Raw genomic sequence first — 24,852 nt, 5'->3', positions numbered from 1 at the left:
TCCGTGTAAATTTCAGACTGCAATTTTCTTGACAAAGACCAGGTGACGTTCTGCCTGCAGACCAGGCACGGACAGCGCTTGTACACCCGTCACAAGCCACCCCTCCGGCAGACGCTCAATCTCCTGTGCAGGAGCGACGCCTTTCATCGCAATAAACTGGCCACCATCAGCCAATAAATGTCCAGACCAGTTAATGAAGTTACACAACTCGGAAAAAGCACGTGAAGTAATAACGTCGAATTGTTCCTTCACTTGCAAAGATTCGACCCGTCCTGTGTAGACGGTCACGTTACTTAAGCCAAGCTCGGTTTTTGCCTGCGTCAGAAAAGCCGTTTTTTTACTGACGGTATCGATCATGGAAATGCGGGTATCGGGATACGCAATCGCCAGCATCATCCCAGGTAAACCGCCGCCTGCGCCGACATCCAATACGTTTTTTGCGTCTTTAAAAGCAGGTGCCGCAGACAGGGAATCTAACAAGTGTTGCTTCACCATCTCTTTAGGATCACGAATGGCGGTCAGATTATAAACAGAATTCCATTTCGACAACAATAACAAATAGGCAATCATTTTATCAATTTGTGCATCACTCAGAGGGAGATGTAATTCCTGCACACCGTTGATAAGCATATTGCGCAATGCTGAAATATCACCACTCATTATGCGTCTTCCCCTGTTGCAGTCTCAGCAGCAATATCCAGCGTTGCTGCGAACTCTTTGAAGCCACGCTTCTTCAAATGTACAAGCAACAGCGAAATGGCGGCCGGCGTCACACCTGAGATACGCCCACATTGCCCCAAGGTTTCGGGCTGATGTTTATTGAGCTTCTGGCGAACCTCAATCGATAAACCACTGACTTCCATATAATCAAAACCAACAGGCATTTTCAGGTTTTCAAAATGGGCATGGCGCTCCACTTCTTTTGCCTGCCGATCAATATAGCCTGCGTATTTAATCTGAATCTCAACCTGCTCACGTACAGCCTCTTCGTCAACGCCGGGGCCAGCCAGCGCCTGCCCTTCCACGCCTTGCAGACTCATCAGACTTTCATACGTCACTTGGGGACGGCGCAGCAAATCTGCCAATGAATACTCACGCTCTAAAGCCTTACCGATAACACGCTCAGCTTCAACATCCGCCAGAATACGCGGATTCACCCAAGTCGAGCGCAGGCGCTCCAATTCACGTGAAACACTTTCACGCTTTTGCTCAAACATCTGCCATTGCGCATCACTGACACAACCAAGCTGACGACCGATTTCCGTCAGCCGCATATCCGCATTATCTTCGCGCAGACTTAACCGGAATTCCGCTCGGCTGGTGAACATCCGGTATGGTTCCTGTACACCTTTGGTAATCAGATCATCCACCAACACGCCGAGGTAGGCTTCATCACGGCGTGGCACCCACGCCTCCTTGCCCTGCGTTTGCAAGGCAGCATTCAAGCCTGCCAGCATGCCTTGTGCAGCAGCCTCTTCATATCCGGTTGTACCGTTAATTTGTCCAGCAAAGAACAACCCCTGAATTTGCCGGGTCTCCAGCGAAGACTTCAAACCACGGGGGTCGAAATAATCATATTCAATCGCATAGCCCGGACGCAGAATATAGGCATTTTCCATTCCGCGCATAGATCGCACCAGATCCAACTGCACATCAAACGGCAAGCTGGTGGAGATACCATTCGGATAGAACTCGTTTGTCGTCAATCCTTCTGGCTCAAGGAAAATCTGATGCGACTCTTTGCTGGCGAAGCGATGGATTTTATCTTCGATCGATGGGCAATAGCGCGGACCCACGCCCTCAATAACCCCTGTGTACATCGGGCTGCGATCTAAACCCGCGCGGATGATATCGTGCGTTTTCTCATTGGTATGCGTGATCCAGCACGGCATCTGCTTCGGATGCATACTCGCATTACCCATATACGAAAATACCGGCACTGGATCCAGATCACCCGGTTGCTCCTGCATCACTGAGAAATCGATACTTCGCCCATCGATACGCGGTGGGGTTCCTGTCTTCAGACGACCTTGCGGCAAGGCCAGCTCTTTCAACCGCGCGGACAAAGAAATCGCAGGTGGGTCACCCGCTCTGCCCGCCGAGTAATTATTCAGACCAACGTGAATTTTGCCGTCTAAGAAAGTACCTGCGGTCAGCACTACTGCACGGGCGCGGAATTGAATACCTACCTGCGTTACTGCACCGACGACACGATTACCTTCCACCAACAGATCATCTACTGCCTGCTGAAACAGCCACAGATTAGGCTGATTTTCCAGACGACTGCGTATTGCTTGTTTGTATAAAATCCTGTCGGCTTGCGCCCGCGTCGCTCGTACCGCAGGACCCTTCGATGAATTCAAAATACGGAATTGGATGCCCGCCTCGTCTGTCGCAATCGCCATAGCACCGCCCATGGCATCAACCTCTTTCACCAGATGCCCCTTACCAATACCACCAATAGATGGATTACAGGACATCTGACCAAGCGTCTCAATATTGTGACTTAGTAGCAGAGTGGACTGTCCCATACGAGCCGATGCAAGCGCGGCCTCGGTACCGGCGTGACCACCGCCAACAACAATTACGTCGAATTCTTTAGGATAAAACATAGCTAGCTTCTGACAAACAAGGATTGCACGAGGCTCGATTATAGTTTGTTTTACGCCTCACTCACTTTCAACAAAGCAAAACAGCCAAAAAATTAGCCCGATTGTTTCACGTGAAACACCGGACCAAATAATTAAACGTCTATTTTTACTTCAGAAGTTATGTTTCACGTGAAACAATCATCTCAAAAATCCGTCGTAACTGGTTTTGCAAATCAGGCAGATAACGACGAACAAAAACATTTTTCTGACAAACCCAGTGCCATGTTTAATGGCGAGATGGGTTCCAAGCAAAGACCCACCAATACCGCAAACCGCCATTAAACCACCAAGCATCCACAAAACATGCCCACTAAATCCGAACCACGATAAGGCGGCAGCATTACATGCAACGTTTAACACTTTCGCTACCGCTGAAGCTCTTAAAAAATCGTAGCCAAAAAATCTGACGAACAGAAACATGAAAAAACTACCCGTTCCCGGGCCAAAAAAACCATCATAAAAACCTATGCCGGCACCCACCAGCATTGCCAGAAAAATTTCTTTGTTTCCAGAAAACAGAGGCTTGTCTGCCGAACCAAAATCTTTTTTCTTAAAGGTATAGATAGCAACTGCAACCAACACAAACGGCAATGCCTTACGCAAATGGGTAGGTGGAATATGTGTAACCAGATACGCGCCAGCAAAAGAAAAAAAGAATGCCATGAGTGCAGCAGGTAGCAACATGGGCCATCGCACCCTCACCTGACGCAAATAATTCCGTGCCGCGACGGTTGTTCCCCACACTCCTGCAAATTTGTTCGTTCCCAATAAGGTCGCTGGTGGCGTGCCCGGAAAGAAAGAAAACAATGCCGGGACTTGTACCAATCCACCTCCACCAACAATAGAATCAACAAATCCTGCAAAAAATGCAGCGACACCCAACAAAAACATATCCATCATGAAATTTATTAACCTTAATCAAAATACAGACAACATCTGGCAAGCTAGGGAGAATAACAATTCTTCGCAGTCTTTGGTAACACCGACACAATTATCTTTTGCCCTTCAAGAAAGGCATGTGCCATGAATAATTTTGAATTCCAGACCGTTCCCCACCTCATCAGTGAATCCGGGGCGGCCAGTCGTTGTGGCGACATCATACGTAAATACTATCCTGAAGCCCGCCATGTATTGATCGTCACCGATGCAGGATTTCTAAAAACCGGATTAGTGCAACCAGCTATCGAGAGCATAAAAAACCAGCAAATCCGGGTCAGTGTGTTTTCGGATGTGATTGCAGATCCACCGGAAGCTGTTGTCCTGCAGGCTGTTGCCAACGCACGTGAACTTGGTATCGATCTCGTGGTCGGCCTCGGGGGTGGCAGTTCCATGGACGTGGCCAAACTAATCGCCGTTCTGGCTGGCAGCGAACAGCCATTATCGACAATGTATGGAATAGGTAATGTAAAAGGCGAACGATTACCCTTAATACAAATTCCGACAACGGCTGGCACGGGCTCAGAAGTAACACCGATCTCTATCGTCACCACCGGTACAACCACCAAAATGGGCGTTGTCGCACCACAGCTCTACGCCGACATCGCCATCCTTGATGCAACACTGACGACAGGGCTGCCGGCGAAAGTAACCGCAGCAACCGGAATTGACGCGATGGTACATGCGATTGAAGCCTACACAACACGCCATAAAAAAAATCCAATTTCTGACATGCTGGCACGTCAGGCACTGAAATTATTATGGAATAACGTTGATCAGGCCTGCAACAATGGCAGTAATTTAGCCGCACGCCAGGCCATGCTGGTCGGTGCAATGATGGCAGGTCAGTCATTCGCCAATGCGCCGTGTGCGGCAGTTCATGCGCTGGCCTATCCGATAGGCGGCATATTCCATGTTCCACACGGTTTATCGAATTCTCTGGTTTTACCGCACGTATTACGGTTCAACGCACCCGCTGCGGCAGAACTGTATGCAGAACTCGCGGAGATTATCGCACCCGAGGCCATGGGTAGCGCAGAAGCACGCAGCAATGCCCTTATTACCGCGATGGAAGACCTCGCTGAGCGTACCGGCATAGAAACTCGTCTTACGCAGGTTGGCGTTACTGAGACCGATCTCGACCGTCTGGCGGCGGACGCGATGCTGCAGACGCGTTTGCTGAGAAATAACCCCAGAGAAGTCAGCCTCGCCGATGCAAGAGCCATCTATGCTGCGGCGCTGTAGGTTGTTGATATTAAATTATTGGCGAAGACAAGACTGAATAACGACGCGGGTTTCACCACATTATCCTGCTGCGAGGCCGATAAATATTAGACATACGTTTTTTACAGTGACGTTTGTGTTGATCCGGCGAGTGGATAACATCGATGTTCCACGTGAAATAAGCAAGTGTAGGCTCGGTTTAAGATAAATTTCGTTATTATTTTTACATTTAATTAAAATTGATGTCATAAATGAAACACCCCGCGTTTGCGGGGTGTTTTTTTACGGGACGACAAAATCTGAACGATCTCAACTCAGTTTCGCTTTACGTACACGCTGCAGCCGATCACTCAACTCACCGACAATTCCCTTCCGGAACGCCAGTACGCAGACAATAAAGATCAGTCCGGTGACGATCGTGACGGAATCACCGAGGCTACGGAACCAGTCAACCGTTGTCCAGTCCGCCAGCAGATTACCAAAGTCGCCGAGTTTATTCTCCAACGCGATAATAATGATGGCGCCAACAATCGGCCCCACCAAGGTACCCAAACCGCCCACCAGGGTCATTAACACGACGAGGCCTGACATGGTCCAGTGCACGTCCGTCAACGTCTCAAAACCCAGCACCAGCGTTTTAGTCGCACCAGCTAATCCGGCAAGTGCGGCAGACAAGACGAAGGCAACAAGTTTGTACTTATCCACATCGTAACCAAGCGATACGGCACGTGGTTCGTTTTCTTTCACAGCTTTCAATACATGACCAAAAGGAGAATGAATCGCCCGCACCACAACTGCAAAGCCGATAATCGCAATCGCCAGCACCACGTAATACAAAGTCAGATCTGATGTCAGATCCAGGCTCCCCAGCAATTTTCCGCGTGGAACACCTTGCAAGCCATCCTCACCACCAGTGAACTTCGCTTGCAGAAACACGAAGTACAACATCTGAGCGAGTGCCAGTGTGATCATCGTGAAGTAAATCCCCTGCCGCCGTATCGCCAGAGCGCCCATCACCAGCCCAATCAAGGCAGCGGCGAGTACACCAAGCAAGATACCCAGTTCCATCGGTAAACCAGCATCACGGATCGCCCAGCCAGCGACGTAGCCAGCACCACCGAAGAAAGCCGCATGACCAAACGACAGCAAACCGGTAAAGCCGATCAGCAAATTAAATGCGCAGGCAAACAAGGCGAAACACAGCAACTTCATCAGAAACACGGGATAGACAAAAAACGGTGCTGACAGCAATACGGCAAGTGCAATGCCATAGCCAATTTTCTTATTCATAGAAGCTCCGATTATTTTTCTTTACCGAACAGGCCAGCGGGACGAATCATCAGCACGATCGCCATCACAATGAAGACAACGGTCGCTGATAATTCAGGGTAAAACACGCGTGTCAGACCTTCGATAATGCCAAGCGCGAGGCCCGTCAGGATGGAACCGAGTATCGAGCCCATACCACCAATCACCACAACCGCAAAAACGGTGATGATCAGGTTAGAACCCATCAACGGCGATACCTGAATCACGGGTGCTGCCAGCACACCGGCAAATGCGGCGAGCGCGACGCCGAAACCGTAAGTCAGCGTCACCATGAGCGGTACATTCACACCAAAAGCTTCGACCAGTTTCGGGTTTTCCGTACCGGCACGCAAATAAGCGCCAAGCTTGGTTTTCTCAATCACAAACCAGGTCGCAAAACATACGGTCAGCGAAGCAATCACCACCCATGCGCGATAGTTAGGCAGGATCATAAAACCGAGATTCGTTGCACCCATCAAGGCATCCGGCACCGAGTAGGGTTGCCCGGAAACGCCATACACCGAACGAAAGATTCCTTCCAGCATCAGCGTGATACCGAAGGTCAGCAACAATCCATACAGATGATCGAGCTTATACAGCCAGCGCAACATCGTCTTTTCTATGACGATGCCAAATAAGCCGACCAACACCGGCGCCAGAATCAGCATCGCCCAATAATTGATGCCAAAATAATTCATGCCCATCCAGGCCAGAAATGCGCCCATCATGTACAGCGCACCATGCGCAAAATTAATCACATTCAGCAAGCCAAAAATGACGGCCAGTCCGAGAGACAGCATCGCGTAAAACGAGCCATTGACCAAGCCCAGCAACAGCTGGCTCAGCATCGCCTGAAGCGGAATACCAAATATTTCCATGGCACTCTTTAGAAAATAACCCGCAAAACCGGCGGGCAGATGTCAGGGAAAGGATGTACTTTCGCGTCGCTCAATCATTACCAGGCAACGCCAACGAACATCCGGCTTATGTATCGATTCATGTATCAACTCATGTATCAATTTATGTGTCAATACAAGTCGCGTGCACTTCCCTGCTCCAATGACAGGAGCAGGGAAACTACGGCATTATTTCCACAAAGCGCACTTCGATTCAGCTTTTGTCGTGAAAGCCTGGTCGCCTGGTATCGTCTGCGCGACTTTGTAGTAATCCCAAGGCTCTTTCGATTCCGCTGGTGACTTCACCTGCATCAGATACATATCGTGAATCATGCTGCCGTCAGCGCGGATGTAGCCGTTTTTCGCATAGATATCGTTGATCTTGGCAGCCTTCAGTTTCGCCATCACTTTATCTGTATCGTCGGAACCCGCTGCTTTGACTGCATTCAGATATTGCAAGGTTGCGGAGTAATCAGCCGCCTGCAAACTGGATGGCATCTTTTTCATTTTTTCGAAATAACGACGCGACCATTTACGCGCCTCGTCATTCTGATTCCAGTACCAGCTGTCCGTCAGATACATGCCACTCGTCAGGTTCAGTCCCAGAGAGTGAATATCGTTAATAAACATCAGCAGACCAGCGAGCTTCATAGTTTTGGTGACACCGAATTCATTCGCTGCTTTAATCGCATTGATCGTATCGCCACCGGCATTCGCCAATCCCAGAATCTGGGCTTTTGATGCCTGCGCCTGCAACAGGAAGGAAGAAAAATCAGACGCGGATAACGGATGTTTTACCGATCCGGAAACACTGCCACCAGCGGCTTTCACAACACTGGACGTATCACTTTCCAGCGATGCACCAAACGCATAATCGGCTGTCAGGAAATACCAGCTTTTACCGCCCTGTTTAACAACCGCTGAACCTGTGCCCTTCGCCAGCGCGACCGTATCGTAAGCATAGTGAATGGTGTTCGGTGTGCATTCTTCGTTGGTCAGACGTGCTGTGCCAGCACCGATAGAAATGAATACTTTTTTCTTCTCTGCCGCCACTTTCGACATTGATAAAGAAGTGCCGGAATTGGTGCCGCCGATCAGCATGTCCACACCATCGCGGTCAAACCATTCACGGGCGCGGCTTGCGGCGATATCCGCTTTGTTCTGATGATCAGCCGTCACCAGCACAATCTTTTTACCGAGCACCGTGCCGCCGAAATCAGCAATCGCCATTCTGATTGCTTCTGCACCGCCGTTACCGTCGATATCAGAATACAAGCCGGAAATATCTGTGACAAAACCAATCTTGACGACATCGCCCGATACCTGAGCGCTCGCTGTACCTGCGAAAGCTGCGAGTGCCGCACTGACAGCCAGACTGGCAATTTTAAATTTTGTGTTCATTTGTCTTCTCCTATCGTTTTTATAAACGCCCGCGCCATTGCTATGGCTGCAGGAACCACCACCATCAATTTACACGCCCAACAACTCATTCAACACAGGCATTTTTTCCTGCAATTGCGAGGCTGCAAAAGTCTCGACAATCTGTCCATGTTCCATCACATAAAACCGGTCCGCCAACGGTGCCGCGAAACGGAAATTCTGTTCTACCATCACAATGGTGTAACCCTTCGCTTTCAGGGTGGTAATCATGCGTGCCAAAGCATGCACAATGACTGGTGCCAGACCTTCGGAAATTTCATCCAGCAATAACAAACGCGCGCCGGTACGCAGAATGCGCGCGACTGCCAGCATTTGTTGTTCACCACCGGACAGACGCGTACCCTGGCTATTTTTACGCTCGGCGAGATTCGGAAACATGTCGTAAATTTCTTCCACCGACATGCCTTGCGCATCACGCGACACCAGCGGCGGCAACATCAGATTTTCTTCTGTGGATAAGGAAGAAAATATCCCGCGTTCCTCGGGGCAATAGCCAACGCCAAGATGCGCAACTTTATGCGTAGCTAAATGAATCGCTTCGACACCATTGATTTTGATCGAGCCTTTGCGGGCGCCTGTCAGCCCCATGATCGCGCGCATCGTTGTCGTGCGGCCTGCGCCATTCCGACCAAGCAAAGTCACGACCTCACCCTGATTCACCACCAGGTTCACATCATGCAAAATATGCGACTCACCATACCAGGCTTGCAGATGCGTGATCTCCAGCGCAGGTGTTGTTCCGGATTGTTTCGTTGAGCCACTCATGCGTGCGCCCCTTCCAGTTCGCCGCTGGTGCATCCCATGTAGGCTTCCATGACTTTAGGATTTTTCGATACTTCAGCGTAAGTGCCTTCGGCCAGCATTGCACCACGCTGCAACACAGAAATTTTGTCGCAGATACCGGACACCACGCTCATATTGTGCTCGACCATCAGAATGGTGCGTCCTGCGGATACTTTCTTGATCAGTTCAGTCACACGATGTACGTCTTCATGCCCCATCCCTTGCGTCGGTTCATCCAGCAACATCATCTCCGGCTCCATCGCCAGCGTGGTGGCAATTTCCAGCGCACGTTTGCGGCCATACGGCAGATCCACGGTCATGGTGTCGGCAAATTCTGTCAGATCGACTTCTGCCAATAGCTGCATCGCACGGTCATTCAGGTTACTGAGGCTTTTCGCGCTTTTCCAGAAATGAAACGAAGTGCCGAGGCTGCGTTGCAAACCTATGCGTACATTTTCCAGCACGGTCATGTGCGGGAAAACAGCAGAAATCTGAAATGAACGGATGATGCCCTGGCGTGAAATCTGTGCCGGTTTGGCAGACGTGATATCACGCCCGTTAAACAGTATTTCACCGGATGTCGGTACCAGGAATTTAGTCAGTAAATTAAAACAGGTGGTTTTACCGGCACCATTCGGCCCGATCAGCGCGTGGATATGCCCACGCTGCACCTGCAAATTCACTTCGCTTACGGCAGTGAAGCCCTTGAACTCTTTGGTCAAGCGCTTAGTCTCGAGGATGACATTGGTCATCGCGTCTCCTTATTGTCTTGCTTCAGGCCCTCTTTGGGGATCCAGTTTTTTAACATGACAAACTTACTGTTCGTGCAGTAAGTATTTATTATTTTTTATTCAAAAAGCGGCAGTCGCTATCTCTGATGTTGCCGCAGTTCAACGCGTTGCAGCGTTATGCCATGCGACTTCCGGCAAATACAGCACCAGCGTCTCTTTGAATTTTTGATAGTACCTATCAAACAGATTTTTCAACAATACGGTATAACTACTGTACGTAGTTTCACGCAAGCTGACATAAAAATAAAGTTTGTTTATCGCTCTCCGGACAAAATAGACCGCGCCGCTTTTTCAGCGATCATGACCGTCGGTGAATTGGTATTACCTGAAGTGATTGTCGGCATCACAGAAGCATCTGCGACCCGCAGCCCGGCGATGCCTATGACGCGTAAATCGCTGTCGACAACGGCACTGGTATCATCCCGTCGACCCATCTTGCACGTACCGACCGGATGAAAAATTGTCGTGCCGATATCACCGGCTGCTTTCGCTAATTCTTCTTCCGTGCGGAATTGCGCACCGGGTTTCATTTCTTCCGGCTGATATTTTTTCAACGCAGGTGCCGCAACAATCTTACGTGTCAGCGTCAGCGAGTCTGCCGCAATCTTACGGTCTTCATTCGTACTCAGATAATTCGGCACGATTTTTGGTGCCGCCAAAGGATCGGCTCCGGTGATTCTGACATAGCCGCGCGACGTTGGGCGCAGGTTGCAGACACTTGCGGTGAACGCAGGAAAATCATGCAAAGGATCGCCGAATTTTTCCAGCGACAAAGGTTGCACATGGTATTGCAGATTCGGTGTCGCCTGCGATGCATCAGAGCGGGTAAAAGCGCCCAGCTGCGACGGCGCCATCGACATCGGGCCACTCTGGAATAAAGCGTATTCGAGACCGATACGCGCCTTGCCAAGCAAACTGTTGGCCATCTTGTTCAGTGTTTTTGCACCCGAAATTTTGAAGGCAGAACGTATCTGCAAATGATCCTGTAAATTCGCGCCAACCCCCGCCAAATCATGCACCACCGACACACCAGCTTGCTGCAAATGGCGGCCATCGCCGATTCCGGAATACTGCAAAATCGCGGGTGATCCTATTGCACCTGCCGCCAGCACGGTCTCCTGAACCGCATCAGCAAACCACTCGCGGCCGCCGCCAATAAATTCCACACCAGTGCAACGTTTACCGTGTTCGCCATCAACAATACGCAGACGCCGTACCTGACAACCAGTCATGATCGTCAGATTGCCGCGTATTGCTGCTGGCTTCAGAAAGGCTTTCGATGCATTCCAGCGTATGCCGCGTTTCTGGTTCACATCAAAATAGCCGCAGCCTTCGTTATTGCCGCGATTGAAGTCGTCGGTTTTCGGAATACCGACCTCTGCTGCCGCATCGCGAAATGCATCCAGAATTTCCCACGACAAGCGCTGCTTTTCTACGCGCCACTCACCGCCCTGACCATGAAATTCCGCATCACCGCTGTAATGGTCTTCGCTCTTTTTAAACAGCGGCAATACCTGATCCCAGCGCCAGCTGTCGTCCCCTGTCAATGCCGCCCATTCATCGTAATCACGTTGCTGACCGCGCATATAAATCATGCCGTTGATCGACGAGCAACCACCCAGCACTTTACCGCGCGGATAAATCAGGCTACGTCCGTTCAGCCCCGGCTCTGCTTCGGTACGCAGCATCCAGTCTGTGCGTGGATTATTGATGCAATACAGATAGCCAACCGGAATATGGATCCAGACATAATCGTCTTTACCACCAGCTTCGAGCAACAGCACGCGCTTGTCTGGGTTCTTCGACAAACGATTTGCTAATACACACCCGGCCGTGCCGGCACCGATCACGATGTAATCAAACTGTCCTGCGGATTCTGCAGATGATTGTAATGTTGATCCCATGTATTTTTTCCTTAGCTTTTACGAGTCGCTGCCTGCATTTCCTGCACCAGCGTGGCGACCAGTGTCGCAGCATGAACATCACGGGCGCGGGCAACACCTTGCCCACACCACAGCGACATGAATTCCGTCTTGCTTTCTTTCGCCGCCGCCGCCGAGCGTATCGCTCCGGTCAGGGCATTTTGCACAGGATAGGCCGGCACCTGATCTGCCACGGATTCCATCAATTGCATGAAACGGTTATCCAGACCACGCGCAAACCGACCGGAAAATGCGCGGGTCTGGCGCGTGGTATCTCTGCCATCAGTGCGGGCATCAAGTAAGCGCTGCTTGTAAGCCGGATGAATGCCAGACTCTTTCGTGGTCAGAAATGCCGTGCCCATCTGCACCCATTGCGCACCGGCAGCAAGGGCGGTGGCGATATCCGCACCGTCCATGATGCCACCCGCAACGATCAGCGGGATCTGTATCTGCGGGCGGCAAACTGCCAGCAATTCTGCGGTGCTCAGCGTTGCATCCTGCTGCGCGCCGATGAAGGTGCCGCGATGCCCGCCAGCCTCAGTGCCCTGCAGGCAAATCGCGTCGGCACCGATCGCTTGCCAGACAATCGCTTCCGCCAGATTCGTCGCGGTGCCAATCACCAGTATTCCGGCCTCGTGCAGACGCTGTACCTGGCTGCCATGCAAAACATCAAAGGTAAAACTGGCAACCGCTGGACGCGCTGTAATCAGGGCATCGAACTGCGCTTCAAAATCCTCGCACCAACGCGTCGGCGTCGGCAGGGTCGTCCAGCCTAATTCGGCGCACACTGGTTGCAGCAATAATTTGGCCGCCTCTATCTGGGCAAAATCGACTTGCGGACGGGTCTGTACAAACAGATTGATGGCAAACGGTTTATCTGTCAGGCGACGGATATGTTCGGCCTGCTCTATGATCGCCAGCGGCGTCAGCAAAGGCGCTGCGAGGGAGCCCAGCGCACCGGCTTCTGATACTGCCGCCACCAGTTCCGGCGTTGTCGCACCACCTGCCATCGGCGCCTGAATAATCGGATACGGGCACAAAGAGTTCATCGTCAACATCGTGGTTCTTTCATATACTGGGGAGGAGTATGAGTTACAGCACCCGTCATCCCCTTTATTTATAAGGACATCAGATGCGAACTGACAGATACTCCCCCATCCCGCAGAGGCAATCGGGGTGCGGAGTGTGATTCGGGCTGCTCCCGGCACCTCTTTACAACATCAATTTACAACATCAGCCTCCGGGAGCAGAGGAAATTACTTCGCGACCGGCATCGTAAATTCAGCACCTTTTCCTATGCTGTCCGGCCAGCGCTGCATCACGGATTTGTAGCGGGTGTAGAAGCGTATGCCTTCTTCGCCGTAGGCATGCTGGTCGCCAAACAAAGAACGTTTCCAGCCGCCGAATGAATGCCACGCCATAGGCACTGGAATCGGTACATTAATACCGACCATCCCCACCTGAATACGACGTGAAAATTCGCGCGCCGTGTTGCCATCGGAAGTAAACAAAGACACGCCATTCCCAAACTCATGGCGGTTAATCAGCTCAACGGCCGATGCAAAATCCGGCACGCGGATGATGCATAACACCGGCCCGAAAATTTCTTCGCGATGAATTTTCATGCCTTCTTTAACGTGGTCAAACAGTGTGCCACCGAGGAAGAAACCAGCTTCATGGCCAGGCACTGAAAAGCCGCGTCCATCGACCAGTAATTGCGCGCCTTCAGCGATGCCATCGGCAATATAGCCTTCGATTTTTGCCTTGTGCACGGCGGTGACGACCGGGCCCATTTCGGCATCGGCTTCCATGCCATTTTTAATGATCAGCGTTTTTACGCGTGGCACCAGCGCAGCGACCAGCTTATCGGCCACATCACCCACCGCCACCGCGACAGAAATTGCCATACAACGTTCACCGGCAGAGCCGTACGCCGCGCCCATCAAAGCGTCGACGGCCTGATCCAGATTCGCATCCGGCATCACAACCAGATGATTTTTCGCACCGCCAAGCGCCTGTACGCGTTTGCCCAGACGGGTGCCTTCGCTGTAAATATATTCGGCAATCGGCGTCGAGCCAACGAATGAAACCGCGGACACATCCGGATGCTGCAGCAAGCCATCCACCGCGACTTTATCGCCTTGCAATACGCCAAACACACCGTCCGGCAAACCGGCTTTTTTCAACAAATCGGCAATCAGCAATGCGCAGGAAGGATCGCGCTCAGACGGCTTCAGAATAAACGTATTACCAGTCGCAATCGCCAGCGGTGCCATCCACATCGGCACCATGAAAGGGAAATTAAATGGCGTAATACCGGCAGTCACACCCAGCGGCTGACGCAGATTGTAGTTATCAATACCGCCGCCGATGTTGTCGGAAAACTGGGTTTTCAACAGTTGCGGCATGCCGCAGGCAAATTCAACGATTTCAATACCGCGGGTGACTTCACCCATCGCATCCGACAAGACCTTGCCATGTTCACGCGTGATCAGCTCGGCGATTTCCTTATGATGCTGATCCAGCAGTTCTTTGAACTTGAACATAATGCGCGCACGTTTGAGCGGCGCGGTATCCGCCCACGCCGGTGCTGCCGCTTTCGCCGCCGCCACCACCGCATTCACCTCGTCCAGATTCGCCAGCACCACTTGCGCCACCACCGCGCCGGTCGCCGGATTAAACACGTCCTGCTGACGGCCACTGGCTGAGCTTACTACCTGGCCATTCATAAAATGCTGTATCAACGATGTCATAAGAAACCCTTAGTCAGAAATGGAAGTTCAATCGCAGATTAATAGACTACTCATAGCAAATCCAATTAATTATTTTCAATAGCAATATAAGAGGTGCTTATAATATTCAAAAGATTCTGCGTGCCAGTGTGATCAACACCTGTTGACCAGTTGATATACCACGCTGATGGAGACAACATGGATTTCACCCAATTACGCGCCTTTGTGACTGTCGCCAGAGAAGGCAATCTGACCCGCGCCGCCGAGCGTCTGCATGTCACGCAACCCGCCGTCAGTCTGCAAATCAAAGCATTACAGGAAAGCCTGCATCTACAGCTATTCAGCCGCAGCGCCAGCGGCATGACACTGACCAATGACGGCGCCAAATTACTACCATATGCAGAACGCGTCTTAAGTTGTCTCGTTGAATTTCGTCAGGCCTCGAATTCCTTGCACTCCACACTGAGCGGTGAACTGGCGATAGGAACGATACTTGACCCTGAATTTACCCGCCTCGGTGCTTTTCTGAAACGACTGGTGGAAACTTATCCACAGTTATCCACACGGCTGCAACAGGGGATGTCTGGTTCCGTGTTACAGCAAATCCGCGCTGGCAGTCTGGATGTCGGCTTTTACATAGGCGAAGCCCCCGACGATGGTAAAACGCCGGTTTTCAGTCTGGTGCTGACTAATTTTACCTATCGCGTGGTCGCCCCCAGCGGCTGGAATAAGCGTGTACTCGGTCAGGACTGGCAAAGTCTCGCGCAATTACCGTGGATATGGACACCTGCAGAATCCGCCCACAACCGGCTGTTGACGAAAATCTTTGCCGAACACAATCTGACGCCGAATAAAGTCGCGCTGGTCGATCAGGAACCGTCGATGCTGGATCTGGTGAAATCAGGTGTTGGTCTGAGCCTGATCCGCGATGCGATTGCGATACGCGAAGCGCACGCACATGGTTTAGTCATCGCCGATGCCGTCAGCGTTGAAACGCAGCTGTGTATTATTTGTCAGGAAAAACGAAAAAACGAAGCGATGATCGCCGCCAGTTTTGAACTGATCAAACAGTGCTGGCAATTATTGATTTAGCTATTTCAACAGAACAGATGACGACAGAAAGCAGTAAAAAAATTTGCGGTCACCCTTTCTTTTTTCTAAATCAAATTCACGTTGTATTTGCTGCGTTTATTGTCATTCTCAACATCAATTTTTTATCGCAGACGTATACAATCCGGACTACCCCGAATAAAAATAATTCCCTACGCCGGTAGCTCCTGTAAGCGGCACTGAAAGTAAATGTTTTGAAAGCCCAGACTCTTATTATTCTCTCCGCCGGTCTTATTACTCTGCCCTCGATTGCACTGGCTGAGACTCTGCATTTGCTGATACAAGAATACGCACCGTTCTCGTATACTGAACCTAAAACGGGAGAAATCCGTGGTTTTGTCACCGATAAAATTATGGAAATTATGCGACGGGCAGGCGAAACCCCGGACATCAGCAGTACCTCACTCGCACGCGGGCTGAACGCGACGCTGAATGACGATAACACTTGCCTGTTTGCTTTTCGCCGCACGCCGGAACGAGAAAATTCATTCAAGTGGGTAGGCCCGCTCACCAACGATAACTGGGTACTGTACGGCCGGAAAAACGATAGCCGCGTATTAAAAAAATTTGAAGATGCCAAACCTTACTCTATTGGTTCCTACAAAAATGCAGCGACCGGTATACAGCTGACAGAGCAAGGTTATCACGTCGCTTTCGCCAGCGAAGACGATGACAACCCGCGTTTACTCGTCAACAAACGCATCGATTACTGGGTGGTTTCTGAATTGCATGGCATGTCGTTGGCACAACAACTGGGTTTTGCCGAAGACATCGTACGCGTTGCCCGCTACAAAAACATCGAACTCAATATGTTGTGTAATATCCGCATGGATAAACAACGCATTGATCTCTTTAATAAAATCAATCGCGAATTAGATAACGACGGCACGATGGAAAAACTGATGCGTAAATATGGAACCCGCTGATGGCACGCTCGACAAAAGCCGGTAATGCGGTACAAAGACTGAAAAACCGTAGCAACGGCGCCGCCTATTCTATGGTCAGCATGGCCGATGGTCGTTTTTTCCTGACGCGTTCGAATGGCACCAACACGCCGGACGTATTACATGAGCCGCTGGAAATCGATGCCTTCGTCGCTTACGTCAATTCTCTCGAAAAACAGGCGCCGAAAAAAGTCAGTAAGCTCGATCTGGCGTTTGAACAGAAATTACAAAATTCAAAAAAATAATTAATCGCCGCGATGTGCATATCGAGAGGCTGTCGTTTGTCTCGATTGCTGTCCTGGCTTACTCTAAAAGGATGTTTTAGTGATGAAATCTCGTCTGTTAGTTGCCGCATTCGGCTTGTCTGTTCTTTTCACGGGTAATATTGCCACGGCACAGATGCAAAGTGATACCAGCACAGTCAGTAGCAGCCTGCAAAAAATCGACGTAAAAACCGGTACAGGACAAGAAATTGCGGCGGGAAATACCGCCCTCGTCCATTACACCGGCTGGCTGCACGATCCTCTCGCGGCGAAAGAACATGGAACCCAGTTTGACAGCTCATCCGGCAGACCACCATTCAGTTTTACTCTCGGTGCCGGCAAGGTCATTAAAGGCTGGGATCAGGGCGTTGTCGGCATGAAAGTCGGCGGCAAACGTACCTTGATTATTCCGCCGGAACTGGCTTACGGTGCGCGCGGCGCTGGTGGCGTCATACCACCGAATGCCACCCTGATTTTTGACGTGGAATTAGTCGGAATCAAGTAAAAAACGCCAGCTCTGCTGGCGTTTTTCCTGGCTGAACACGTTTATTCCCGGTCGCTGGTTTGTCGGGGTTCCGACTGCGGTGGATCGAACGTATACACCGCATAAAAAAAACAAGAAACCACCAGCACGGTGACCAGTGTGCCGATAAAAAACAAGGGTTCCAAACCCTGGGGAAACACAAACTGGTACCAGTTAACCAGGCCAGACAATACCATCACGGCAAAAGAAAAATTCATTAGCAAACGTGACCGACGCAAAGTCGCCACCGCAAATAACAGCATCACCAATAAAGATAATGAAAAGCTGATGATTCCCGCCACAATCTGACCTTTTGTTTTTTATATTATTAGCAAAATAACATAATGGTTTTGTCTCAGCTAAAGTTTTACATCTTTTTTCAATTTCCTTACGGCAGGATCATCAATGGCTTATTTGCTCGCACTTGATCAGGGAACCTCCAGTTCACGCAGTATTATTTTCGATGAACAGGGTCAGATAGTCGCCTCGGCACAACAAGAATTCCGTCAGATATTTCCACAACCGGGCTGGGTCGAACATGATGCCAACGAGATCTGGCAAAGTCAGTTTGCGACTTGTCAGCAAGCGATGCGCAATGCTCGTTTGCAGGCGAATGACATCGCCGCCATCGGCATCACGAATCAGCGCGAAACCACGGTGTTATGGGACAGAAAAACCGGCCAGCCTTTGTACAATGCGATCGTCTGGCAAGACCGCCGCACTGCCGCGTATTGTGAAGAACTGCGCGCGCAGGGTTATGCGGAAAAAATTCAGGCAAAAACCGGGCTGATACTCGACCCCTATTTTTCGGCGAGCAAACTCAAATGGCTGCTCGATCATATTCCCGGCGCACGCCAGCGGGCGGCACGCGGCGAACTGGCATTCGGCACGATAGATACCTGGCTGGCGTGGCAACTCAGCGAAGGCAAACTGCATGTGACCGATATCACAAATGCTTCGCGCACCATGCTACTGAATATTCATCAGGGTCAGTGGGATCAGGAATTACTTGATCTGTTTGATATTCCGGCTGCGGTATTGCCCGAAGTGTCGCCATCGAGCCATGTATTTGGCACTTGCGGTTTACTCGGCAGCGCCATTCCCATCGCCGGTATTGCCGGTGATCAGCAAGCAGCGCTGTTCGGGCAGGCGTGTTTTACTCCAGGCATGGCAAAAAACACCTATGGCACCGGTTGTTTCATGCTGATGCACACGGGTGCGCAAGTGGCGACATCGCACAATGGTTTAATCAGCACAAGTGCTTGTCAGACGGGCGTCACCAGCCAATATGCGCTTGAAGGCAGCGTCTTTATTGGGGGAGCCGTTGTCCAATGGCTGCGCGACGGGCTGCAGGCGATACAACGTTCCACCGATGTAGAACAACTCGCCAGCAGCGTGCCGGATTCCGGCGGCGTGGTTTTTGTACCTTCATTCACGGGACTTGGCGCACCATACTGGGTGGCCGACGCCAAAGCCGCCATTGTCGGTCTGAGCCGCGGCAGCACAGTTGCCCATATCGCCAGGGCAGCGCTTGAATCGATTGCGTTTCAAAGTACCGCCGTGTTGCTGGCAATGGTGAAAGATGCGGTATCACCAATCACAGAATTGCGCGTTGACGGTGGCGCGGCTGCCAATAATCTGTTGCTGCAATTTCAGGCAAATTTACTCGGCATTCCCGTCATCCGACCAAAGGTAACGGAAACCACCGCCCTGGGCGCAGCGTATCTGGCCGGACTCGGTGTCGGTATTTTTGCGAATCAGGATGAATGTGCAGCAACCTGGACCATGGACAGACAATTTATCCCGACCATGAGCCGCATGCAGGCACAAGCGCTGATGGCTGAATGGGAAGTCGCTGTCGGTCGGGTACGCTGAGCATCACCGTCTCAACCAGCAAGCCGTCGATAACATCACCGTCAACACGGTTTATGGATAAAATGCAGGCTGGTTCGTCATCGGCAATGACGATGAACGAACCGGACCTGCTTTCGTTTTGCGGAATGCAGCAAAGTTTCACCTGCGATTAATGCGGCATTTGATGCTCGCCATTTAATATTTCTCTGTATTTTTTACTGCTCCCCACTCATGAAACTCAAGTGCGCTCTGGTTCTGGCAATGCAATTATTCAGCGTCTCAGTCTTTGCTGCTGATACCGCTCCATCAGCGCCAGCTGCACCAACGTCACAATCAGTCGCGCCATCCGTCTCGCAATCGGTGTTCGTCGTTGCGCCGGAAGATTTACCAAAGCAAACGACCGGTGTAGTGATCGATACGCCGAAAATGCCGGAACCGGAAAAGAAAAAAGAATCTGCCCCGATCACTGCCGCACAAGTCTGGTCTGGCCCGGTGCCGCTGTCAGGTGGTTTGTTTTTTCTGGTCGCATCGATGCCCGTCTTAGCCTCGCTCTATTTTGCGTATCAGTTGTATCTGTTCATCGTTGCCCGCCGCCGTCGTTTATCTATACGGCATAGCAAAGAAAACTGAGCTCACCGTTGGTGAAACGCCGCTATCGCTGTTCGTTTTTCACCAAAACTTCATCTGCTTGTCACCAGCCTGTCACCTGCCCAGCCTACAGTCTCCTTTATCCATAACGATAATCGGAGAACAATATGTCCAGCAAAGCACTGATCGCCAGCGCGGTGTTTAACTCGACGACCCAGGGTCGGAAAGGCATCGCTGACAAACTGTTCGCGCACTGGTTCAGCCGCCTGGTTCATGCGCAGATCTGGGAAGACCCGCAAGCTGATCTGCAGGCGCTGCAATTACATCCCGGTGCCAACATCGTCACGATTTCTTCCGGCGGTTGTAATGCGCTGGCGTATTTATCCGCCGAACCGGCCGCTGTGCATGCCGTTGATCTGAATGGCGCGCACCTGGCGATGCTCAACATCAAACAGACCGCGATCAAACATCTGCCCGATTATGATGCCGTGCTGGCGTATCTCGGAGACGCGAATCATCCGGATAATCTGAAACGGTATAAACGTCATATCCGTCAGCATTTATCCGAAGATGCGAGTCACTTCTGGGAAAGCCGCACGATCACTGGCAAGCCTCGCTATCACTACTTTACCGATCAGGCATATCAACACGGTTTGCTTGGCCGCTTCATCAGCGTTGCCCACAACTTTGTCAGATTGCTGGGCGGCGACATGAGCAAAATGCTGGAAGCTCGCAACATGCAGGAACAACGCGAAATCTTTGACCATTATATTGCCCCGGTATTTGACAGCAGTCTGTTTAAACTGCTGGCGCAACAACCCCTGGCGCTGTATAGCCTCGGTGTGCCACTTTCACAATTCGCGGCACTGAAAAAAGATGCCGGAGAAGGCTTGCATGTCTTATTCAAAGAAAGAATGCGGCACCTGTCCTGCGATTTTCCACTCGATCAGAATTGTTTCGCGCAACAGGCGTTTGGCCGACGTTATGACATACGGCGTCAGGCCGCCTTGCCCATGTATCTGCAACAGGCCCATTTTTTCAGCCTGCGCCGTAATATCGACCGCCTGCATGCACACCATCTGACGCTGACTGATTTCCTGCGCACTCAGCCACGTGCTTCGATGGATGCCTATATTTTCCTCGATGCACAAGACTGGATGGATCAATCGCAACTCATCAGTCTGTGGGAAGAAGTCAACCGCACTGCCGCCCCCGGTGCCAGAGTCGTGTTCCGTACCGCTGGACAGTCATCGCCATTGGAACCGGCATTACCAACAGCATTGTTATCCACATGGCATACCGATACCGGACATAACCGTGCTTTGCACGCGATTGACCGTTCGGCCATATACGGCGGCATGCATCTTTATCAAAAAAACTGAGTCTTTTCCTGATTTGAATACTTCCATCCCACCGCGTCTGGTGGCTGATGCTCTCTGGTTGCTGACCGCACGTTCGCGCGGCGGCAATCATTGGGTCAGTAATGCCCATTGCCAGATCCAGACCATAGAATTTGGCGGCCATAGCCATCCCGTCAGCCTGCTTGAACACAGCGATTGGCATGAATGCGCCGCGTCCAGCCCGCGTTCTGCTTTACTGCGCGCCTATCGTCAGCGCCTGAAGCTATCGACGTCAGCCACCGCCCGCATCGCAGATGCCTTGTCCTGCCTGGTGTATGGCCCGCTATCGGCGCTCATGCACACCGGCAAACTGGATCAGGCCGCCGTTGTTGCCAATTATCTGCTGCCGACCAATTTGTATCCCGCATGGGATGCCGATGATATCCAGCAAATGACAACGCGATTGCAGACAGCACATCCGCAGCGTCCGTTGATGATGCCGCATCTCAGCGCTGAAGTTTGCCCGCAACTGATGCAGCATCTGCGCAATCAGGGCTGGAAAATGATAGCGACACGTCGCGTTGTCCTGTCAGACCCGCAGCAAAGTCTGCAGGCCGGTGTATGGTCAGAGCCTGACATTGAGGTTGTTCATCAGGATCAGCTCACAAACAGCGATCTGCTTGAACTGTATGCGCTGTATCTGCAGCACAAAGCGAAGCAAAGCCATCACCTGCAAACAGATTTTAGTTTCGCATTTTTTGAGTTATGTCTGGAAACCGGCTTTGTCGAACTGACTGGCCTGCGTTGGCAAGGACGCTGGGTTGGCCTCCTCGGAACCTATACGCAAACAGACAGCGGCTGGCTGACTGCCCCATTAATGGCGTGGGATCAACACTTGCCCTTGTCAGTAAAGCCGGAACGCCTGCTGCATGACTTATTCGTACGGGAAGCGCAGCAAAAACAATTGCGCATGCACTGCAGTGCTGAGCTGGAAATCGCTCCCGACTGCAGTCATAGCGCCATTGAATATACCGCCATTTACGATCAACACCTGCAAGCTCATCAGAAAATCGCCAACCGATGGTTCTCTGCGCTGTTTCAGCAATGTGTTTATCGTTCTTCATAAGCAATCGACATCAATCAACAACGCACCATCGCCGTTTTACTGAAGACCGGAATAAAAATAAAGACAACAATTACGAGCAATAAAGCTCAATGCAGATCCGCTAAAACAGCAACAAGCGCAAAAATCAACGCAGAATTAATGCAAAATCAGAGTTAAAACCCTGTGGATAAGGCTATGCATATCCACAGTATCGTTTGGGGAAAACCGTCAGACTTTTCCCCAGGTTTTTATTTATCCCAAAACTATCATCAAACGATACAAGGCTTATCAGAACAGATATACAGCCACTAAGTCTTTGTTTATGTGAATAAATAAGGACTTATCCACAAAATATCGCGTCGTTAACTATCACTACTATGTATATATAAACTAAGTTATATAAGTAAACCGGTTTTGAATCTTTTTCAAAATTCCAGCTCATCGCAAACCACAAACAGATTTAAATATAAAAATTTTATAAATCTGATCCTGTTTCCAAATGACTTAAAAAAACAGCCATCCATGTTGAAAGAACAGCTGATTTTTTTTGTACGTCGCAAAAATGAATAAGCGCATGTTGAAAAGTCAGTTCTTTTGCCCACAAAAACCGTATGCCAATGTAAAACACGATTCTTGCTAACCATTTTTTTATCAAAACAGGCGCAAAAAGACAGAAAAGCCACGATTTTTGAAAATATTTTTGTGGATAAGCGCACTGATATCCACTGCATACATTGTGCGTAAACAAGTAAATGCAGACCGGATACTTTTCTATCCCAATTTTGTCCTGTGGATATACAGACTTTTTGCACCGCCTTATCAATTGCTTAAACAATTGATTCTGTGGACGTTTACTGACTTATCCACAGCCGATGAAGAGCGTTAACAACTACTACTATTTATATACAAAGTTATTATCTTTAAAGGTATCCACAGGCAAAAAAACCGAAACCCCCACAAGCAAAAATTTCCTTTAGAATCCGTTACTTAGAAATCCAGCACCGCATTCCTGCAGGTGCTTCGTTTTTTTTCTGGGGATATTCATGAAACTTTGGCATACCTTGTCGCTTAGCCTGTCGTTCAGTCTTTTTGTCGCAACAGCGCACGCTGCTGCACCGACCGATGCGTCGATCAAAGAGTTATTGCAGGCAACGCAAAGCAAGGAATTACTGCAATCGGTTCAATCACAAATTGACAATATGACTGCCGGCATCATGCGAGACGCTGCCAGCAGTACGAAAATCGATGAAGAAAAGCAAAAAGCGCTGGATAAATTCCGCGAAAAAATGATTGTCATTCAAAAAGAAGAACTGTCCTGGGAAAAAATGGAACCGATGCTGATCAGCATCTATGCCAATTCGCTGACACAGGAAGACGTTGACGGTATTACCGCATTTTATAAATCGCCTGCCGGCAAAGCCTATGTGCAAAAAATTCCGGCAATCATGCAGCAAACCATGACGCAAATGCAGGCGAAATTAAAGCCGATGGCTGAAAAAGTGAAACAGGCTCAAAAAGAATTAAACGAAGAATTTGCGAATATCGACAAAAAGAAAAAATCATCAAAATGATTTATCTTTGTTTAAAATTTGTTTAATTCTATTTAAATATAGCTAACTTTGTTTTATTGATTCGTTTTTTTTCTGCTGATATCGGCGAAAATCTTCGTCAAAAAAAACACCTGATTTATTTCATTTTTTTATGCATTTCAGGGGAGTATCATTGATTTCAGCCCTAATCTCAGCGTCAATACTGGGCTTTAAAATATACTCCCCCCAGTATTTTTTACCTGCTGAGCACTGCTTCTGAACGGTTGCATAGGTTTATTTTTCTGAGAATTTATGTATTTACGACCACTTGATGCCGCCGACGCGCTACATATTGCCGGTCTCTGGCTGATGGGCGCGGTTGAAAGTGGAAAAACAGAAGCCGCTTATTTACCGCAAGTGTCGCAACAAGCCTACGTGACGATCATTGGGGCCGATCTGGCCTCTGAAGCTTGTGTAGGCTGGGGGATTTTCGATGCCAGCACAGCAAACTTACTGGCCTATCTGACCGCAAAAATCGCGATCCCCGAACCAGAATTTAAGCAAACACCGTATTTATACCTGCTGGATCTGGATGTGCATCCGCAACAGCGGCGGCGCGGACTGGGCGCAAAACTGATTGCTGCGGCCAGATCGTATGCAGAAACGCAGAAACTTGGCAGTATCGAAGTCAACTGGCTCAGCAAAGATGCACAGGCATCTGCATTCTGGCTTAGCCAGGGATTTGGACAGTTTCTGGTACGTGGACGCTATCGCTTGTCCTGAGGCTGCCAGCGGCGCTAAAAACGGCTCAGGCGACGTATTTGCAAAGCAGAGAAAAAGCAGAGAAGTAGAAAGCAAAGTAAAGATCAAAGCACTGCACAACATTCTGAACAAATGCAGCGAAAAAAAAGCC

23 protein-coding genes are annotated in these 24,852 nt (G+C 50.2%); 11 read left to right on the top strand and 12 right to left on the bottom strand.

Translation table 11 applies throughout. The features are described from left to right. Positions 1 to 12: 12 nt before the first annotated feature. From rsmG to KDM87_RS00505, 3 genes are all read right to left on the bottom strand, one after another. Positions 13 to 660 (bottom strand): 16S rRNA (guanine(527)-N(7))-methyltransferase RsmG, encoded by a 648-nt coding sequence (rsmG, locus tag KDM87_RS00515; RefSeq protein WP_212677302.1) that lies wholly within the window; start codon positions 658 to 660, stop codon positions 13 to 15. Beyond that, a complete protein-coding gene (mnmG, locus tag KDM87_RS00510; protein ID WP_212677301.1) occupies positions 660 to 2,612 on the bottom strand; it encodes a tRNA uridine-5-carboxymethylaminomethyl(34) synthesis enzyme MnmG in 1,953 nt (650 codons plus the stop codon). The genes rsmG and mnmG overlap by 1 nt, the downstream gene beginning before the upstream one ends. A 177-nt stretch (positions 2,613 to 2,789) precedes the next feature. Continuing rightward, entirely contained in the window at positions 2,790 to 3,551 is a 762-nt protein-coding gene (locus KDM87_RS00505; RefSeq protein WP_212677300.1) for a sulfite exporter TauE/SafE family protein, read from the bottom strand. 123 nt (positions 3,552 to 3,674) lie between these two features. Here KDM87_RS00505 and KDM87_RS00500 point away from each other — a divergent pair, with 123 nt between their 5' ends. After that, positions 3,675 to 4,832 (top strand): iron-containing alcohol dehydrogenase, encoded by a 1,158-nt coding sequence (locus KDM87_RS00500; protein WP_212677299.1) that lies wholly within the window; start codon positions 3,675 to 3,677, stop codon positions 4,830 to 4,832. A gap of 288 nt (positions 4,833 to 5,120) precedes the next feature. Here KDM87_RS00500 and KDM87_RS00495 read toward each other — a convergent pair whose 3' ends face one another. From KDM87_RS00495 to KDM87_RS00460, 8 genes are all read right to left on the bottom strand, one after another. Next, a complete protein-coding gene (locus KDM87_RS00495; RefSeq protein ID WP_212677298.1) occupies positions 5,121 to 6,101 on the bottom strand; it encodes a branched-chain amino acid ABC transporter permease in 981 nt (326 codons plus the stop codon). Positions 6,102 to 6,112: 11 nt separating this feature from the next. Beyond that, the gene (locus KDM87_RS00490) at positions 6,113 to 6,997 is read right to left on the bottom strand and encodes a branched-chain amino acid ABC transporter permease (RefSeq protein WP_212677297.1); all 885 of its coding nucleotides are present in this window, start codon (positions 6,995 to 6,997) and stop codon (positions 6,113 to 6,115) included. 207 nt (positions 6,998 to 7,204) lie between these two features. Further along, positions 7,205 to 8,416: an ABC transporter substrate-binding protein gene (locus KDM87_RS00485; protein WP_212677296.1), complete on the bottom strand. Its 1,212-nt coding sequence runs from the start codon at positions 8,414 to 8,416 to the stop codon at positions 7,205 to 7,207. Between the two features lie 69 nt (positions 8,417 to 8,485). Further along, the gene (locus KDM87_RS00480) at positions 8,486 to 9,220 is read right to left on the bottom strand and encodes an ABC transporter ATP-binding protein (protein ID WP_212677295.1); all 735 of its coding nucleotides are present in this window, start codon (positions 9,218 to 9,220) and stop codon (positions 8,486 to 8,488) included. Next, complete coding sequence (locus KDM87_RS00475) at positions 9,217 to 9,990, bottom strand: ABC transporter ATP-binding protein (protein ID WP_212677294.1); 774 nt, start codon at positions 9,988 to 9,990, stop codon at positions 9,217 to 9,219. The genes KDM87_RS00480 and KDM87_RS00475 overlap by 4 nt, the downstream gene beginning before the upstream one ends. Positions 9,991 to 10,283: 293 nt before the next feature. Then, the gene (locus KDM87_RS00470; RefSeq protein WP_212677293.1) at positions 10,284 to 11,933 is read right to left on the bottom strand and encodes a GMC family oxidoreductase; all 1,650 of its coding nucleotides are present in this window, start codon (positions 11,931 to 11,933) and stop codon (positions 10,284 to 10,286) included. Positions 11,934 to 11,944: 11 nt separating this feature from the next. Next, positions 11,945 to 13,009 carry an NAD(P)H-dependent flavin oxidoreductase gene (locus tag KDM87_RS00465; protein WP_212677292.1) on the bottom strand — a complete coding sequence of 355 codons (1,065 nt, stop codon included), beginning with the start codon at positions 13,007 to 13,009 and terminating at the stop codon, positions 11,945 to 11,947. A gap of 198 nt (positions 13,010 to 13,207) precedes the next feature. Beyond that, positions 13,208 to 14,704 carry a CoA-acylating methylmalonate-semialdehyde dehydrogenase gene (locus tag KDM87_RS00460; protein ID WP_212677291.1) on the bottom strand — a complete coding sequence of 499 codons (1,497 nt, stop codon included), beginning with the start codon at positions 14,702 to 14,704 and terminating at the stop codon, positions 13,208 to 13,210. 177 nt (positions 14,705 to 14,881) lie between these two features. Between KDM87_RS00460 and KDM87_RS00455 the strand changes: the two genes are divergently transcribed. The 4 genes from KDM87_RS00455 to KDM87_RS00440 all read left to right on the top strand — a co-directional run bounded on the left by KDM87_RS00455 (position 14,882) and on the right by KDM87_RS00440 (position 17,505). Then, entirely contained in the window at positions 14,882 to 15,775 is an 894-nt protein-coding gene (locus KDM87_RS00455) for a LysR family transcriptional regulator (protein WP_212677290.1), read from the top strand. Between the two features lie 212 nt (positions 15,776 to 15,987). Further along, positions 15,988 to 16,719, top strand: coding sequence for a substrate-binding periplasmic protein (locus KDM87_RS00450; protein WP_212677289.1), 732 nt, complete (start codon positions 15,988 to 15,990; stop codon positions 16,717 to 16,719). Continuing rightward, positions 16,719 to 16,982 (top strand): hypothetical protein, encoded by a 264-nt coding sequence (locus tag KDM87_RS00445; protein ID WP_212677288.1) that lies wholly within the window; start codon positions 16,719 to 16,721, stop codon positions 16,980 to 16,982. Before KDM87_RS00450 ends, KDM87_RS00445 begins: the two co-directional genes overlap by 1 nt. Positions 16,983 to 17,064: 82 nt before the next feature. Next, a complete protein-coding gene (locus KDM87_RS00440) occupies positions 17,065 to 17,505 on the top strand; it encodes an FKBP-type peptidyl-prolyl cis-trans isomerase (RefSeq protein WP_212677287.1) in 441 nt (146 codons plus the stop codon). Between the two features lie 41 nt (positions 17,506 to 17,546). Here the strand turns inward: KDM87_RS00440 and KDM87_RS00435 are convergent, their stop codons facing one another. Continuing rightward, a complete protein-coding gene (locus tag KDM87_RS00435; RefSeq protein WP_212677286.1) occupies positions 17,547 to 17,825 on the bottom strand; it encodes a hypothetical protein in 279 nt (92 codons plus the stop codon). A 103-nt stretch (positions 17,826 to 17,928) separates the two neighbouring features. Between KDM87_RS00435 and glpK the strand changes: the two genes are divergently transcribed. From glpK to KDM87_RS00405, 6 genes are all read left to right on the top strand, one after another. Then, a complete protein-coding gene (gene glpK / locus KDM87_RS00430; RefSeq protein ID WP_212677285.1) occupies positions 17,929 to 19,398 on the top strand; it encodes a glycerol kinase GlpK in 1,470 nt (489 codons plus the stop codon). A gap of 210 nt (positions 19,399 to 19,608) precedes the next feature. After that, positions 19,609 to 20,007, top strand: coding sequence for a hypothetical protein (locus KDM87_RS00425; protein WP_212677284.1), 399 nt, complete (start codon positions 19,609 to 19,611; stop codon positions 20,005 to 20,007). 125 nt (positions 20,008 to 20,132) lie between these two features. Then, positions 20,133 to 21,347, top strand: a complete 1,215-nt coding sequence (locus KDM87_RS00420; protein WP_212677283.1) for a BtaA family protein — start codon at positions 20,133 to 20,135, stop codon at positions 21,345 to 21,347. A 13-nt stretch (positions 21,348 to 21,360) separates the two neighbouring features. Beyond that, the gene (locus KDM87_RS00415) at positions 21,361 to 22,431 is read left to right on the top strand and encodes a hypothetical protein (RefSeq protein WP_212677282.1); all 1,071 of its coding nucleotides are present in this window, start codon (positions 21,361 to 21,363) and stop codon (positions 22,429 to 22,431) included. 1,022 nt (positions 22,432 to 23,453) lie between these two features. Further along, the gene (locus tag KDM87_RS00410) at positions 23,454 to 23,981 is read left to right on the top strand and encodes a DUF2059 domain-containing protein (RefSeq protein ID WP_212677281.1); all 528 of its coding nucleotides are present in this window, start codon (positions 23,454 to 23,456) and stop codon (positions 23,979 to 23,981) included. Between the two features lie 270 nt (positions 23,982 to 24,251). Next, complete coding sequence (locus KDM87_RS00405) at positions 24,252 to 24,722, top strand: GNAT family N-acetyltransferase (RefSeq protein ID WP_212677280.1); 471 nt, start codon at positions 24,252 to 24,254, stop codon at positions 24,720 to 24,722. The last annotated feature ends 130 nt before the right edge of the window (positions 24,723 to 24,852 follow it).

It is taken from the genome of Cognatundibacterium rivi (genome assembly GCF_018139565.1).
GTDB classification, from domain to species: Bacteria; Pseudomonadota; Gammaproteobacteria; order Burkholderiales; family Burkholderiaceae_D; genus Undibacterium; species Undibacterium rivi.
Note: the sequence above shows the minus strand (reverse complement) of the source record. Positions and strands in the feature narration are given on the sequence as shown.

Coding starts and splice junctions, on each gene's coding strand:
- rsmG (WP_212677302.1), bottom strand. CDS start 660: ATGAGTGGTGATATTTCAGCATTGCGCAATATGCTTATCAACGGTGTG.
- mnmG (WP_212677301.1), bottom strand. CDS start 2,612: ATGTTTTATCCTAAAGAATTCGACGTAATTGTTGTTGGCGGTGGTCAC.
- KDM87_RS00505 (WP_212677300.1), bottom strand. CDS start 3,551: ATGATGGATATGTTTTTGTTGGGTGTCGCTGCATTTTTTGCAGGATTT.
- KDM87_RS00500 (WP_212677299.1), top strand. CDS start 3,675: ATGAATAATTTTGAATTCCAGACCGTTCCCCACCTCATCAGTGAATCC.
- KDM87_RS00495 (WP_212677298.1), bottom strand. CDS start 6,101: ATGAATAAGAAAATTGGCTATGGCATTGCACTTGCCGTATTGCTGTCA.
- KDM87_RS00490 (WP_212677297.1), bottom strand. CDS start 6,997: ATGGAAATATTTGGTATTCCGCTTCAGGCGATGCTGAGCCAGCTGTTG.
- KDM87_RS00485 (WP_212677296.1), bottom strand. CDS start 8,416: ATGAACACAAAATTTAAAATTGCCAGTCTGGCTGTCAGTGCGGCACTC.
- KDM87_RS00480 (WP_212677295.1), bottom strand. CDS start 9,220: ATGAGTGGCTCAACGAAACAATCCGGAACAACACCTGCGCTGGAGATC.
- KDM87_RS00475 (WP_212677294.1), bottom strand. CDS start 9,990: ATGACCAATGTCATCCTCGAGACTAAGCGCTTGACCAAAGAGTTCAAG.
- KDM87_RS00470 (WP_212677293.1), bottom strand. CDS start 11,933: ATGGGATCAACATTACAATCATCTGCAGAATCCGCAGGACAGTTTGAT.
- KDM87_RS00465 (WP_212677292.1), bottom strand. CDS start 13,009: ATGTTGACGATGAACTCTTTGTGCCCGTATCCGATTATTCAGGCGCCG.
- KDM87_RS00460 (WP_212677291.1), bottom strand. CDS start 14,704: ATGACATCGTTGATACAGCATTTTATGAATGGCCAGGTAGTAAGCTCA.
- KDM87_RS00455 (WP_212677290.1), top strand. CDS start 14,882: ATGGATTTCACCCAATTACGCGCCTTTGTGACTGTCGCCAGAGAAGGC.
- KDM87_RS00445 (WP_212677288.1), top strand. CDS start 16,719: ATGGCACGCTCGACAAAAGCCGGTAATGCGGTACAAAGACTGAAAAAC.
- KDM87_RS00440 (WP_212677287.1), top strand. CDS start 17,065: ATGAAATCTCGTCTGTTAGTTGCCGCATTCGGCTTGTCTGTTCTTTTC.
- glpK (WP_212677285.1), top strand. CDS start 17,929: ATGGCTTATTTGCTCGCACTTGATCAGGGAACCTCCAGTTCACGCAGT.
- KDM87_RS00425 (WP_212677284.1), top strand. CDS start 19,609: ATGAAACTCAAGTGCGCTCTGGTTCTGGCAATGCAATTATTCAGCGTC.
- KDM87_RS00420 (WP_212677283.1), top strand. CDS start 20,133: ATGTCCAGCAAAGCACTGATCGCCAGCGCGGTGTTTAACTCGACGACC.
- KDM87_RS00410 (WP_212677281.1), top strand. CDS start 23,454: ATGAAACTTTGGCATACCTTGTCGCTTAGCCTGTCGTTCAGTCTTTTT.
- KDM87_RS00405 (WP_212677280.1), top strand. CDS start 24,252: ATGTATTTACGACCACTTGATGCCGCCGACGCGCTACATATTGCCGGT.